Source organism: Actinoplanes sp. NPDC026670 (genome assembly GCF_040638175.1).
GTDB lineage: Bacteria > Actinomycetota > Actinomycetes > Mycobacteriales > Micromonosporaceae > Actinoplanes.
On sequence record NZ_JBEZXU010000012.1, the window covers coordinates 172,246 to 186,024 of the forward strand.

Sequence of the window (13,779 nt, forward strand, 5' to 3'; positions counted from 1 at the left end):
CGGCGAGTTTCGGACCGCACATCACCACGCCGGTTGCGTGGTGACGGTGCGGGTGCCGGAGGCCGGCCGGGATGCGGCGGCCTCCGGCGGTGGGTTACTCCGGGACGCGGCGGTAGGCGCCGTCGCTGGCCGCGGTGGCCATCGAGGCGTAGGCGCGCAGCGCCGCCGAAACCGGCCGCTGCCGGTCGACAGGCGTGTACGGTTTCGGCCGCCGCTCCTGCTCGTGCCGGCGCTGGGCCAGCACGTCGTCGTGCACGTTGAGCGTGATCGACCGGCCCGGGATGTCGATGGTGATCTCGTCACCGGTCTCCACCAGGGCGATCAGCCCGCCACCGGCCGCCTCGGGCGAAACGTGCCCGATCGACAGCCCGGAGGTGCCGCCGGAGAACCGCCCGTCGGTGATCAGCGCGCAGGCTTTGCCCAGTCCCCGGCCCTTGAGGAAGGACGTCGGGTAGAGCATCTCCTGCATACCGGGCCCACCGCGCGGGCCCTCGTACCGGATGATCACGACGTCGCCCTCGACGACCTCCTTGCCGAGGATGCCGGTGACCGCGTCGTCCTGCGACTCGTAGACGCGGGCCGGGCCGGTGAACTTCCAGATCGACTCGTCGACACCGGCGGTCTTGACGACGCAGCCGTCCGGGGCGAGGTTGCCGAAGAGGATGGCCAGGCCGCCGTCGACCGTGTACGCATGCTCGACCGACCGGATGCAGCCGCCCTCCGCGTCGGTGTCCAGCGTGGCCCAGCGGTTCTGGGTGCTGAACGGCTCGGTGGTGCGGACCCCGCCGGGAGCGGCGTGGAAGAGCTCCAGCGCCTCAGGTGACGGGTTTCCGCCGCGGATGTCCCACTTGTCCAGCCAGGACGTCAGATCGGGGGAGTGGACCGCGCGCACCGAGGTGCGCAGGGCGCCGCCCCGGTGCAGCTCGCCGAGCAGGGCGGGGATGCCGCCGGCCCGGTGCACGTCCTCCATGTGGTACTTCGGGCTGTTCGGCGCGACCTTCGACAGGCAGGGCACCCGGCGGGAGATCGCGTCGATGTCGGAGACGCTGAAGTCGAGCTCGGCCTCGCGGGCGGCGGCCAGCAGGTGCAGGATCGTGTTGGTCGAGCCGCCCATCGCCACGTCCAGGGCGACCGCGTTCTCGAAGGCGTCCCGGCTGGCGATGGCCCGCGGGAGCACCGACTCGTCGTTCTTCTCGTAGTAGTCCCGGGCGATCTCCACGATCAGCCGGCCCGCCTCGGTGAACAGCGCCTTGCGGGACGCGTGCGTGGCCAGCGTCGAGCCGTTGCCGGGCAGCGACAGGCCGATCGCCTCGGTCAGACAGTTCATCGAGTTGGCGGTGAACATGCCGGAGCACGAGCCGCAGGTCGGGCAGGCGGACCGCTCGATGGTGTCCAGCTGGGCGTCGGTCACCTTGTCGTTGGCGGCGGCGCTCATCGCGTCGACCAGGTCGAGTTTCTCGTGGACGATGCCCTCGATGGCGATCGTCTTGCCGGCCTCCATCGGGCCACCGGAGACGAACACCGTCGGGATGTTGAGCCGCAGCGCGGCCAGCAGCATGCCCGGGGTGATCTTGTCGCAGTTCGAGATGCAGACCAGCGCGTCGGCACAGTGCGCGTTCACCATGTACTCGACGGCGTCGGCGATCAGCTCACGGCTGGGCAGCGAGTAGAGCATGCCGCCGTGGCCCATCGCGATGCCGTCGTCGACGGCGATCGTGTTGAACTCGCGGCCGATGCCGCCGGCCTCGAAGATCGACTCGGCGACGAGGCCGCCGAGATCCTTGAGATGCACGTGCCCGGGTACGAACTGGGTGTAGCTGTTGGCGATGGCGACGATCGGCTTGCCGAAATCGTCGTCAGTCATGCCGGTGGCGCGCCACAGGGCGCGGGCACCGGCCATCGTCCGACCGTGGGTCGAGGTCCGGGAGCGCAGCTCAGGCATGCCCCCCATAGTGCCACCGTCCGGGCCGTGGACCGTGCCGGACGTCCACAGCGCGGGACGCCGGGGGTGTCGCAATCCGAGAAGATCCGGCACAGTGTGTCCGTGCACTCACCGTCCGGTATGGAGCTGGCGGGCCTCGCGGGCCTGCTCGCCGCCGTCCCGGCGGTCGCCTACCTGGGCCGGTCCGGCCGCCGGCACACCGGCGCGGCCCGGCGTGCCCACCTTCTGCTGGCGGCCGGCGGCGCGGTGGCGACCGGGGCCGCCCTGGCCGGCCTGGTCACGGCCCTGCTCGGCGGTCATCACAGCGATCCCGGTCACAGCCGCGCGCTGGCCACCGCGGTCGCGATCGGCATGGGCCTGGGCACGCTCACCCTGCTGGCCGGCACGGTGGCGCTGCCCGGTTCGGCCCGCAGCCCGGCCGCCGCGATCCGGCACGTGCTGGACGGGCTGGTAATCGCGGCCGCCATCTGGTTCGTCGGATGGGTGCTGGTCAGCGAGCCGACCCGGATCCTGGGTGACGCCACCCCCAACAAGTGCCTGGCCATCCTGCTGCCGGCCGTGCTGCTGGTGCTCGGGCTGGGCCTGACCGCGGTGCTCGCGCTGCACGCCCACCGGCCCCGGCGGCACACCGTGCGGGTGGCGGCCGGGGTCACCGTGGTGGCCACCGCCGCGAATGTGCTGGCCATCGGCATCTGCCGGGAACAGGGCGGGTACACGCTGGTCAGCGGCCTGCTGCTGACCGGCGGGCTGGCCTGGGTGGCGTGGGCGGTGCGAGCCGCCGACCGGCCGGTCGAGGTGACCGGGGACGTGCTGGAGCGCGGCGCGGCGTACGCGGTGGTCCCGATGGTCGCGATGATCGGTGCTCTCGGCTACCACCTGGCCCGTGGCGGTGTCATGGACGTGTTCGGCTATCTCGGCGCCACCGTCGAGGGCCTGGCCCTGGTCTCCCGGCAGTACCTGGCGCTCGACGACGTGCGGCGCTACACGCTGCGGCTGCGGCAGAGCGAGGCGCACTTCCGGGAGCTGGCGCACACCGACCCGCTCACCGGGCTGGCCAACCGGCGCGGCCTCCAGCGGGCGCTGCGTTCGGCGGGGGAGCAGGGCGCCCTGATCGGCATCGACCTGGACGGCTTCAAGACCGTCAACGACCTGCGCGGCCACGACGTCGGCGACCGGGTGCTGGCCGAGGTGGGCGCCCGGCTGCGGCGCAACCTGCTGGCCGGGGACGTGGCGGCCCGGCTCGGCGGCGACGAGTTCGCGGTGCTGATGCACGGTGACGCGGACGAGGCGGTGCTCGCGGCCCATCGGCTGCTCGCGGTGCTGGGGGAGCCGTACGAGGTCGACGGCGGCTCGATCTTCCTGTCCGCGAGCCTGGGCGTGGCCGCGACCGGCGAGCTGCTGCACGACGCGGACCTGGCGCTGCGCTACGCCAAGCAGCGCGGCAAGAACCGGGTGGAGCGATACCAGCAGGGGTACGACGAGCTGCTGCGCCGCCGCGGCACGCTGACCGGTGAGCTGCGCCACGCCATCGACCGGGACCAGCTGCATCTGGTGTTCCAGCCGGTGGTGGCGCTGCCGTCGATGCGCCCGGTCGGCGCCGAGGCGCTGCTCCGCTGGACCCACCCGGAGCTGGGCCGGGTCGCCCCGGTCGAGTTCATCCCGGTGGCCGAGGAGTCCGGCCTGATCAACCGGATCGGCGCGTGGGTGCTCGAGCAGTCGGTCAAGCAGCTCTCCGAGTGGCGGGCCAAGGGCCACGACGTCTGGCTGTCGGTCAACCTGTCACCGAAGGAGCTGCACAACTCCGACTACGCCGCCCAGGTCGCCGACGTGCTGGCCGAGTACGGCGTGCCCCCGCAGCGTCTCGTTCTGGAGGTGACCGAGCACGCCGTCGCCACCGACATGGAGGAGCTGGTCCGGCGGCTGGCCGAGCTGCGTGAGACCGGGGTGCGGATCGCGCTGGACGACTTCGGCGCCGGCTATTCGTCGCTGACCCAGCTGCGGACGCTGCCGGTGGACATCCTGAAGATCGATCACGCGCTGGTGGCCGAGCCCGAGTCGCGTACCGGCACGGCGGCGCCGCTGGTCGACGTGGTGGTCCGGCTGGGGCACCGCCTCGGCCTGGAGGTGCTGGCCGAGGGGATCGGCACCCCGGCGCAGCGGGAGATCGTCGAGGAGGCGGGCTGCCGGCTGGGTCAGGGCTCGCTCTTCGGCTGGGGTGTGCCGGCCGAGCACTTCGAGTCCCGGCTGCTGTCGCTGCGCTCGCCGAACCCGCGCCCGGCCCCTGCGCCGAGATCAGCACCACCGCAGAACGACGCACCCGCACGCAGCCAGGTGGTACAGCTCGGACCGGGAATGCGGCAGGTCAGAGCGTTGCTGCCGGGCGATCCTAACTTTGCGGCGGCCACGAGTGATCAAAATGTGGGATCAGTTGACTCAGGCCGTGAGATGGGGCAAGGTTAGGCGCATGTGCTTCGCGTCCCGAGTACTTATCTGAGCGCACTGTCCTCAACGAGGCAGTGCGCTAGGTCCCGTGCATCATGCACGAGGGCCTTTTTTGTTGCTCAAGTACTGGGACCGCTTACCGAAAAGGTCTGACTTGCCATGACGAGACCCACTCCTGAATCCCTCGCACACCGAGCCACTCCGGCCACCGTCGCGGCGGCCGTGAACACCGCTCCCGCCACCGTGGCCCCGGTAGCCACCACCGGTGCCGGCGCGCTCGTCCGGTCGCTCGAGGCGCTCGGGGTCGAGGTCGCGTTCGGCATTCCGGGCGGGGCGATCCTGCCGGCGTACGACCCGCTGTTCGACTCGAAGGTGCGGCACATCCTGGTGCGCCACGAGCAGGGCGCCGGGCACGCGGCCACCGGGTACGCGCAGGCCACCGGCAAGGTGGGGGTCTGCATCGCGACCAGTGGGCCGGGCGCCACCAACCTGGTCACGCCGATCGCCGACGCGTACATGGACTCGGTCCCGATCGTCGCGATCACCGGGCAGGTCGGCCGGCCGTACATCGGCACGGACGCCTTCCAGGAGGCCGACATCCAGGGCATCACCCTGCCGATCACCAAGCACAACTTCCTGGTGCAGAACGCCGAGGAGCTGCCCCGGATCCTGGCCGAGGCGTTCCACCTGGCGATCACCGGCCGCCCCGGCCCGGTCCTGGTGGACATCCCGAAGGACGTGCTCCAGTCGCAGACCACCTTCCAGTGGCCGCCGACGCTCGACCTGCCGGGCTACCGCCCGACGCTGCACCCGCACGGCAAACAGATCCGCGAGGCGGCCCGGCTCATCGCCGCGGCCAAACGCCCGGTGCTGTACGTGGGCGGCGGCGTCCACAAGGCCGGCGCGACCGACGGGCTGCGCAAGCTGGCCGAGCTCACCGGCATCCCGGTGGTCACCACGCTGATGGGCATCGGCGCGTTCCCCGACTCGCACCCGCAGCACCTGGGCATGCCCGGCATGCACGGCACGGTCCCGGCGGTCTACGCGCTGCAGAAGTCGGACCTGCTGGTCACCCTGGGCGCCCGTTTCGACGACCGGGTGACCGGCCAGCTCGACTCGTTCGCGCCCGACGCCAAGGTCGTGCACGCCGACATCGACCCGGCCGAGATCGGCAAGAACCGGCACGCCGACGTCCCGATCGTCGGCGACGCCCGGCACGTGATCGACGAGCTGATCGCGGCGGTCTCGTCGTCCGCGGGCGGCACCGAGCAGTACGCCGCCTGGTGGGCCACGCTGAACGACATCCGTGAGCGCTACCCGCTCGGCTACGACGAGCCGACCGACGGCACCCTGGCCCCGCAGTACGTGATCGAGCGGATCGGCGAGATCGTCGGCCCGGACGCGATCTACTGCGCCGGCGTCGGCCAGCACCAGATGTGGGCGTCCCAGTTCATCAAGTACGAGAAGCCCGGCACCTGGCTCAACTCGGGCGGCGCCGGAACGATGGGCTACGCGGTCCCGGCCGCGATGGGCGCCAAGGTCGCGCAGCCGGACACCACGGTGTGGGCGATCGACGGCGACGGCTGCTTCCAGATGACCAACCAGGAGCTGGCCACCTGCGCCCTGGAGGGCATCCCGATCAAGGTCGCCGTGATCAACAACGGCAACCTGGGCATGGTCCGGCAGTGGCAGACCCTGTTCTACGACGGCCGCTACTCCAACACCGAGCTGGGCACCCACAAGCACCGGATCCCGGACTTCGTGAAGCTGGCCGAGGCGCTCGGTTGCATCGGCCTGCGGTGCGAGTCGAAGGACGACGTCGACAAGGTCATCAAGCAGGCCATGGAGATCAACGACGCCCCAGTGGTCATCGACTTCACGGTCGGCAAGGACGCCATGGTGTGGCCGATGGTCCCGGCCGGCACCAGCAACGACGAGATCATGTTCGCCCGGGACGTGCGCCCGACGTTCGAAGAGGACGACCTGTGACCAACAAACACACGCTGAGCGTGCTGGTCGAGAACAAGCCCGGCGTGCTCGCCCGGGTCAGCGGACTGTTCTCCCGGCGCAGCTTCAACATCGACTCCCTGGCGGTCGGCGAGACGGAGAACCCGGACGTCAGCCGCATCACGATCGTGGTCAACGCGGACTCGTCCCCGTTGGAACAGGTCACCAAGCAGCTCAACAAGCTGGTCAACGTCCTGAAGATCGTGGAGCTGGACCCGGCCCAGTCGGTCCAGCGCGAGCTCCTGCTGGTCAAGGTGCGTGCCGATCGGGCGCAGCGCGGCCAGGTGCTCGAGACCGTCGAGCTGTTCCGGGCGCGAGTGATCGACGTCGCTCCGGACACCCTGACGATCGAGGCCACCGGTAATCCCGACAAACTGGATGCGTTGCTGCGCGACCTCGAGCCGTACGGCATCAAAGAGATGGTCCAATCGGGCCTGGTCGCCATCGGCCGAGGTTCTCGATCCATCACAACCGGCCCGGCGCTCCGCGCCGCCTAGAAAGGTACGTAATGACCGCGGAAGTTTTCTACGACGGCGACGCCGATCTGTCGATCATCCAGGGCAAGAAGGTCGCCGTGATCGGCTACGGCAGCCAGGGTCACGCGCACTCGCTGTCGCTGCGCGACTCGGGCGTCGAGGTCGTGGTGGGCCTGCAGGAGGGCTCGAAGAGCCGCCCGAAGGCCGAGGAGCAGGGCCTCACCGTGAAGACCCCGGCCGAGGCCTCCGCCTGGGCCGACGTGATCATGGTGCTTGCGCCGGACACCGCGCAGCGCAAGATCTACGCCGAGTCGATCGAGCCGAACCTGACCGCGGGCAAGGCGCTCTTCTTCGGTCACGGCCTGAACATCCGCTTCGAGCTGATCAAGCCGCCGGCCGACGTCACCATCGCCATGGTCGCCCCGAAGGGCCCGGGTCACCTGGTCCGCCGCCAGTACGTGGACGGCAAGGGCGTCCCGGCCCTGATCGCGGTCGAGCAGGACCCGACCGGTGACGGCCAGGCGCTCGCTCTCTCCTACGCGAAGGCGATCGGTGGCACCCGTGCCGGTGTCATCAAGACCACCTTCACCGAGGAGACCGAGACCGACCTCTTCGGCGAGCAGGCCGTCCTCTGCGGTGGCGCGTCCGCGCTCGTGCAGACCGGCTTCGAGGTGCTGACCGAGGCGGGCTACGCCCCCGAGATCGCCTACTTCGAGTGCCTGCACGAGCTCAAGCTGATCGTCGACCTCATGTACGAGGGCGGCATCGCCCGTCAGCGCTACAGCGTCTCGGACACCGCCGAGTTCGGTGACTACGTCTCCGGCCCGCGCGTGATCAACGCGTCGGTCAAGGAGGAGATGAAGAAGATCCTCGCCGACATCCAGTCCGGTGAGTTCACCCGTCGCCTGATCGCGGACGACGACGCCGGCGCGCCGGAGCTCAAGAAGTTCCGCGAGGAGGCCGCCAAGCACCCGATCGAGATCACCGGTGCGAAGCTGCGCGGCATGATGAGCTGGGTCGACCGGCCCATCACCGAGACCGCCTGATCATAGGCAAGGCCTCTAATATCGAGGTCCATGAGTCCAGTAGTGCTCGTCACCGAGGAACTGGCAGCGGCCGCGCTCGACGCGCTGGCCGAGGATCTCAACGAGATTAGAGAGATAGACGGCACGAATCGGGCAGCGCTCCTCGGGGCGTTGCCCGATGCGCATGCGGTGGTCATCCGTAGCGCCACCAGGATCGACGCGGAAGCGCTCGCCGTGGCACACCGACTGAAGGTGGTCGCCCGCGCCGGCGTCGGCCTCGACAACGTCGACATCCCGGCCGCCACCGCCCGCGGCGTGCTCGTCGTCAACGCGCCCACCAGCAACATCGTCTCGGCCGCCGAACAGGCGGTGGCCCTGCTGCTGGCGGTGGCCCGGCACACCGCGGCGGCGAGCGCCGCGCTCAAGGCGGGCGCCTGGCGGCGCTCGGCGTACACCGGGGTCGAGGTGCACGGCAAGACCGTCGGGGTGGTCGGCCTGGGGCGGATCGGCGTGCTGTTCGCGCAGCGCATGGCGGCTTTCGGGGTACGGCTGATCGCGTACGACCCGTACGTGCAGCCGGCCCGCGCGGCCCAGCTCGGCGTGCACCTGGTCGGCCTCGACGAGCTGCTACGGGAGAGCGACTTCATTTCGGTGCACCTTCCCCGTACACCCGAGACCGTGGGTTTGATCGGAGAGAAGGAACTGAATCTGGTCCGGCCCGGAGTGCGCATCGTCAACGCCGCCCGTGGTGGGCTCGTCGACGAACGGGCGCTCGCCGAGGCGCTGGCCGACGGGCGGGTGGCCGGCGCCGGACTCGACGTCTTCGAGACCGAGCCGCTCACCTCCTCGCCGCTGTTCGCCCTGGACAACGTGGTGGTCACGCCGCACCTGGGCGCGTCGACGGTGGAGGCTCAGGACAAGGCGGGCCTGGCGGTGGCCCGCAGTGTGCGGCTGGCGCTGCGCGGCGAGTTCGTGCCCGACGCGGTGAACGTGCGGGCCGGCGGGCCGGTCGACGAGGACGTGCGGCCGCTGCTGCCGCTGGCCGAGAAACTGGGCCGGGTGCTCACCGCGGTGGCCGGTCACCTGCCCGAGCGGGTGACCGTCGAGGTGCACGGGGCCGCGGCCGGGCACGACGTCTCGGTGCTGGAGCTGGCCGTCCTGAAGGGACTGTTCGCGCCGGTGGTGAGCGAGCCGGTGACGTACGTGAACGCGTCCCGCCTGGCCGCCGAACGTGGCGTCACCGTGCAGATGTCGGCCGTCGAGGAGCCGGGTGACCTGCTCCGGGTCCGTGGCGCCCTGCCCGACGGCCGCAGTGTGAGCGTCGCGGGCACGCTCAGCGCCCTCGCCAAGCTGGTCGAGGTGGACGGCTTCGACCTGGATCTCCCGCCGGACGGGGTGCTGGTGTTCTTCACCTACACCGATCGGCCCGGTGTGGTCGGCGCGCTCGGGATGGCCTTCGGGGAAGCCGAGATCAACATCGCCGCGATGCAGGTGGCCCGGCGCGCGGCCGGGGGCGAGGCCCTGATGGCGCTGACCGTCGATTCCACCGTCTCGCCGGATCTGCTGGCCGGGGTGGCCGCGGTGATCGGGGCGTCCCGGGCGGCCGTGGTGGACCTGCGAGCCGACTAGAAAGCCCGGTACACCGATCCGTCCTGGAGGTCGAGCAGGTCGAGATGGAACTGCGCGGCGTACTTCTCGATCATCTCGAGCACCACGTCGGCGCAGTTCTCGTCGAGTCGCATGTGGATGTGGTCGGCTTCGGCGTGCAGCGGAGCACTGGCCCACGGCGACCCGGGCTCCGCGGCACGTGGCCCACGATCCGGGTAGTGGCTGGTCACGGCGTCATAGAAGGCGACGACGCGAGGGTCGGCGGCGCGCTGTGGATGCTCGCCGTTGAAGCAGCGCGCGTTCGCGGCCCGAACCGCGTCCTGATCCGCCGTCGGGTCCATGGCCCACACCACAAGGTCGAAACTCACCGGCGCATGGTGCCATCACCGGTGCCCGGCGTCATCAACCGGCCGTCCGACACGCGGATATGACAATGCCGGTGGGTGGCATCCTCGCCACCCACCGGCATCGATCGATCAGCCGACGATGCTGATGTCGTCGATGAAGGCCCGGAACGTTCCGGCGTTGGCGGGCTGGTCGTAGGCGATGTTGAGCTGCGTGACGGCGCGGCCGTTGAACAGCTTGCCGAGTGGAACGGTGACCTGGTTCCACGCGTTCGGTGTGAGCTTGCCGCACTGGTGCGCCGGGTGCGCCCGGTTGCCGTTCTGGTCGACGGCGCCGGAGTCACGCAGGTTGGCCCCGTTGCTGAAGATCAGGTCGACGGCGACGCACGAGCTGTCGGTCGGCTGCCAGTCTCGTGTGGACGGGTAGATCCAGTAGCTCAGCACGGTCTTCTCGCCGACGAGGACCCGGTCCAGGTTCATCGCCTGGAAGTAGGCGTACGACTTGGTGGTGTTCATGTCGTTACCGACGATCCGTACCGCGTTGCTGCCGGTGTGCACCTGCGTCGCGGGAAGAACGGATCCCGGTGTGACCGGCCCCGCCGGCGCGACGGTCAGCTCCGGCTTCGAGGACGTGCAGGCGGCGAGAGCGGCGACGGCCGTGGCCTGGGCCGCCTTGGCGTCCGTGATCGCCTTGCGGGCGGCCGGTAGCTGAGCCGTGAGCCGGGCCTTCTCCGCCGCGGTGGTGGCTCCGGTGATCTCCATCTGGAGACGCGACAGTTCCATCTCGGCTGAGGCGACAGCAGCGTTCGCCTGGACGACGTTGCTGTTGAGGCGTTGAGCTTGGAGAGACAGACAGTTGTTGACGTTGACGAAGCCGCCCGGAACCGAAGTGTTCGTCCAGGTCAGGCCGATCTCGTCGGCTTCCAGGCTGGTGACCAGGTCGAGGTCGAACTGGCCGGTGCCGATGAACGTGGCCAGGTCGTTGGTGTCGCCGGCGAGAGCCTTACGGGCAGCGTGCACCAGGTTGAGGTGTCCCTTCGTGGTGGCCTCGGCGATGATCGCGTCGGCCTTGGCCACGTCGGCTTCGTATTTCTTGCGGAGGGCGAGTTGGCGGTCGGTTTCGCGGGCTTCGTGGATGCCGGTGTGGATGTAGTTGTTCCAGTCGGCGGGTTCGCGGCTGAGGACGGCGCGTTCGGCGGCGCCGCGGACCGTGGTTCCCTCTTCGGCGTTCTCCCAGATGTAGGTGATGAAGTCGCGGTCGCTGGCGGCGAGCATGCCGTCGGTGGCGGCGACCAGCAGGACGGCGAGGGCGCGTTTGCGGGCGGCCTCCTCGATCAGCTTGAGCTCGAGCGCCTTGTCGCCGGCCGCCTCGTCCTCGATCTGCTTCTTACGGTCGGCTTCGTGGGCGGTCACGATGCCATCACCGAGGAAGGCGAGCTGGTCGTCGTAGGAGCCGGCGGCGGCGGTCAGAGCGGCGGCCTTGACCAGCGGCCCGGACTTGTCGCTCGCGCGGATCAGGTCGACGAAGTTCTTGACGGTCAGCCCGAGATCGTCGGTGCTGACGGGCAGGCCGATGGTGAGGGCGGCTTTCTGCTTCAGCTCCCGTTCGACACGATCCTGCTCCTGGGCCGCCACCTCGTTGGCGACGTCACGCTGCTTGGCCGCGTACACCTCGGTACGGATGAAGAGCGTGCAGAGCGTGCTGTCCTGCCGCTGGAGGTAGTCCGGGCTGGTGAACGCGTCGACGGCGGCGGCGCGGACCTCGTTGCGGTTCTCGACGTCCTTGAGTGCGCCCCAGATCTCGATGGTGAGGTCGCAGTCCTTGTAGCCGGTCCGGATCGCGGTCGGCTCCAGGCCGAGGGCCCGCAGTGCGGCGGCTTTCTCGGCGAGAGTCGCGGGTGCCTCGGCGGCGTAGGCGGGCGCCGGGAAGCTGGTCGCGGCCAGCACGACGGCGGTGGCGGTGCCCACGAGGCTGGTCAGCCTCGTACGCGGGATGATGGTCACGTCGGCCTTTCTGAAGGTTCGGAGGCGCACTCGGGTCGTCCGGTCAGTCCGCGATGCTGATGTCGTCGAAGTAACCGCGGTACGCGCCGGTGTTGCCCGGCTGGTCGTAGGCGATCCGCAGCGTGGTGATGGCCTGCCCGTTGAAGTGCGAGCCCAGGTTCACCTCGACCTTGTTCCAGGTCTCCGGCGTGAGCTTGCCGCACTGGAAGGCGGCGTGCGCCCGGTTGCCGTTCTGGTCGACGGCGCCGGAGTCACGCAGTGTCGAGCCGTTGCTGAACAGCAGGTCGACCGCGACACAGGTGCTGTTGGCCGCGACGACGTGGTTGATCCAGCTGTTCGACTCCGGGTAGACCCAGTAGGTCAGCTTGGTGGTGGGCTTGACGGTGATGCGGGTCAGGTTGATCGCGTTGAAGTAGGCGTGCGACCGGCTGGTGTTCTGGTCGACGCCGTAGTAGCGGATCGCGCTGCTGCCGGCGTGCGCGCGTTCGTTGTTGACGACCGAGTTCTCCGGCTTCTTGGCGGCACACGCGGTCTGCGCGGCGACCGCGTTCGCCTTGTTCGCGTTGGCGGTGGCGAGCTTGGCCTTGGCCGCGGCCACCTTCGCCGCGGCAGCGGCCCGTGCGGCGGCGTTCGAGGCCGGGATGGCGGCGAGCGCGGCTTCGGCGGAGCGTACGGCGGCGGTGGCGCTGGCGACGGCCGCGGTCGCAGCGGTGACCTTCGTGGCGTGCGACTGCGTCTCGGCGATCGGGCAGGCGTTGACGCCCTGGATCGCGTCGCTCCACGCCGGGGTGTGGTTCCAGTTGAGCGGGACCTCCCCGGTCTCGAACCCGGTGACCAGGTCGAGGTCGAACTGCCCGACGCGGAGGAACTGGTCCAGTTCGGTGGCGTTGCCGGCCAGGGCCTTGCGTGCGGCTACGGCGAGGATGTGCTGACCTGCGGCGGTGGCTTCGGCGAGGACGGCGTCGGCTTTGGCCACGTCGGCTTCGTATTTCTTGCGGAGGGCGATTTGGCGGTCGGTTTCGCGGGCTTCGTGGATGCCGGTGTGGATGTAGTTGTTCCAGTCGGCGGGTTCGCGGCTGAGGACGGCGCGTTCGGCGGCGCCGCGGACTTCGGTGCCCTGGGCGGCGTTCTCCCAGATGTAGGTGATGAAGTCGCGGTCGCTGGCGGCGAGCATGCCGTCGGTGGCGGCGACCAGCAGGACGGCGAGCGCGCGCTTACGGGCGGCCTCTTCGATCAGCCTTAGCCGTAGCGCTTCGTTCTCGCCGGCTTCGATGCGGATCTGCTCTTCCCGGTCGGCTTCGTGGGCGGTGACGATGCCGTCGCCGAGGAAGGTCATCTGCTCTGTTGCGGAGGCGTCGTAGGCGGTCTGGGCGCCTGCTTTGACCCGGGTGCCGGCCTTGTCGCTCTTGCGGATCAGGTCGACGAAGTTCTTCAGGGTCAGGCCGAGGTCGTCGGTGCTGATCGGCAGGCCGATGGTGAGGGCGGCCTTCTGCTTGAGCTCGCGTTCGATGCGGTCCTGTTCTTCGGCGGCGATCTGGATGGCGACGTCGCGCTGCTTGGCTGCGAACACGTCGGTGCGGAGGAAGAGGGTGCACTTGCTGGCGTCGCCGGCGAGCGACGCCGGGTCGGTGTAGGCGGTGACCGCGGCGGTGCGGACCTCGCCGCGGAACTGCTGGCCGGCGAGGGCGTTCCAGATCTCGATGGTGAGGTCGCAGTCCTTGTAGCCGGTGCGGACCGCGGTCGGTTCCAGGCCGAGGGCCCGCAGTGCCGCGGCCTTCTCGGCCAGGGTCGCGGGTGTCTCGGCGGCGTATGCGGGAGCGGGGAAGGAGGTCGCGGCCAGTACGACAGCGGTGGCGGCGCCGGCGAGACCGGTCAGCCTCGCACGCGTGATGATCTTCACGTCGGCCTTTCTGAGAGTTCGGATGCGCACT

Annotated in this window: 9 protein-coding genes; 5 read left to right on the forward strand and 4 right to left on the reverse strand. The window is 69.9% G+C overall.

All coding sequences use genetic code 11. The features are described from left to right. Positions 1–94: 94 nt before the first annotated feature. Entirely contained in the window at positions 95–1,942 is a 1,848-nt protein-coding gene (gene ilvD / locus AB0E94_RS14690; RefSeq protein ID WP_360326318.1) for a dihydroxy-acid dehydratase, read from the reverse strand. A gap of 120 nt (positions 1,943–2,062) precedes the next feature. Here ilvD and AB0E94_RS14695 point away from each other — a divergent pair, with 120 nt between their 5' ends. From AB0E94_RS14695 to serA, 5 genes are all read left to right on the forward strand, one after another. Then, a complete protein-coding gene (locus AB0E94_RS14695; RefSeq protein WP_360326367.1) occupies positions 2,063–4,402 on the forward strand; it encodes a bifunctional diguanylate cyclase/phosphodiesterase in 2,340 nt (779 codons plus the stop codon). 141 nt (positions 4,403–4,543) lie between these two features. Beyond that, complete coding sequence (locus AB0E94_RS14700; protein WP_360326320.1) at positions 4,544–6,373, forward strand: acetolactate synthase large subunit; 1,830 nt, start codon at positions 4,544–4,546, stop codon at positions 6,371–6,373. Beyond that, a complete protein-coding gene (gene ilvN / locus AB0E94_RS14705; RefSeq protein ID WP_106316311.1) occupies positions 6,370–6,888 on the forward strand; it encodes an acetolactate synthase small subunit in 519 nt (172 codons plus the stop codon). Before AB0E94_RS14700 ends, ilvN begins: the two co-directional genes overlap by 4 nt. 11 nt (positions 6,889–6,899) lie before the next feature. After that, on the forward strand, positions 6,900–7,913 hold the full coding sequence (gene ilvC, locus AB0E94_RS14710) for a ketol-acid reductoisomerase (protein WP_360326322.1): 1,014 nt from the start codon (positions 6,900–6,902) through the stop codon (positions 7,911–7,913). A 30-nt stretch (positions 7,914–7,943) separates the two neighbouring features. Then, a complete protein-coding gene (gene serA, locus AB0E94_RS14715) occupies positions 7,944–9,521 on the forward strand; it encodes a phosphoglycerate dehydrogenase (protein WP_360326323.1) in 1,578 nt (525 codons plus the stop codon). On the opposite strand, the gene AB0E94_RS14720 is transcribed toward serA, so the two are convergent. From AB0E94_RS14720 to AB0E94_RS14730, 3 genes are all read right to left on the reverse strand, one after another. Beyond that, positions 9,518–9,868, reverse strand: coding sequence for a hypothetical protein (locus AB0E94_RS14720; RefSeq protein WP_360326325.1), 351 nt, complete (start codon positions 9,866–9,868; stop codon positions 9,518–9,520). The genes serA and AB0E94_RS14720 overlap by 4 nt on opposite strands. 108 nt (positions 9,869–9,976) lie before the next feature. Next, positions 9,977–11,848, reverse strand: a complete 1,872-nt coding sequence (locus tag AB0E94_RS14725; RefSeq protein ID WP_360326326.1) for a hypothetical protein — start codon at positions 11,846–11,848, stop codon at positions 9,977–9,979. 43 nt (positions 11,849–11,891) lie between these two features. Beyond that, positions 11,892–13,748: a hypothetical protein gene (locus tag AB0E94_RS14730; protein WP_360326328.1), complete on the reverse strand. Its 1,857-nt coding sequence runs from the start codon at positions 13,746–13,748 to the stop codon at positions 11,892–11,894. Between the last annotated feature and the right edge of the window lie 31 nt (positions 13,749–13,779).

Bases quoted from the DNA above. Each gene is read 5' to 3' on its own strand.
- ilvD (WP_360326318.1), bottom strand. From the start codon at position 1,942: ATGCCTGAGCTGCGCTCCCGGACCTCGACCCACGGTCGGACGATGGCC.
- AB0E94_RS14695 (WP_360326367.1), top strand. From the start codon at position 2,063: ATGGAGCTGGCGGGCCTCGCGGGCCTGCTCGCCGCCGTCCCGGCGGTC.
- AB0E94_RS14700 (WP_360326320.1), top strand. From the start codon at position 4,544: ATGACGAGACCCACTCCTGAATCCCTCGCACACCGAGCCACTCCGGCC.
- ilvC (WP_360326322.1), top strand. From the start codon at position 6,900: ATGACCGCGGAAGTTTTCTACGACGGCGACGCCGATCTGTCGATCATC.
- serA (WP_360326323.1), top strand. From the start codon at position 7,944: ATGAGTCCAGTAGTGCTCGTCACCGAGGAACTGGCAGCGGCCGCGCTC.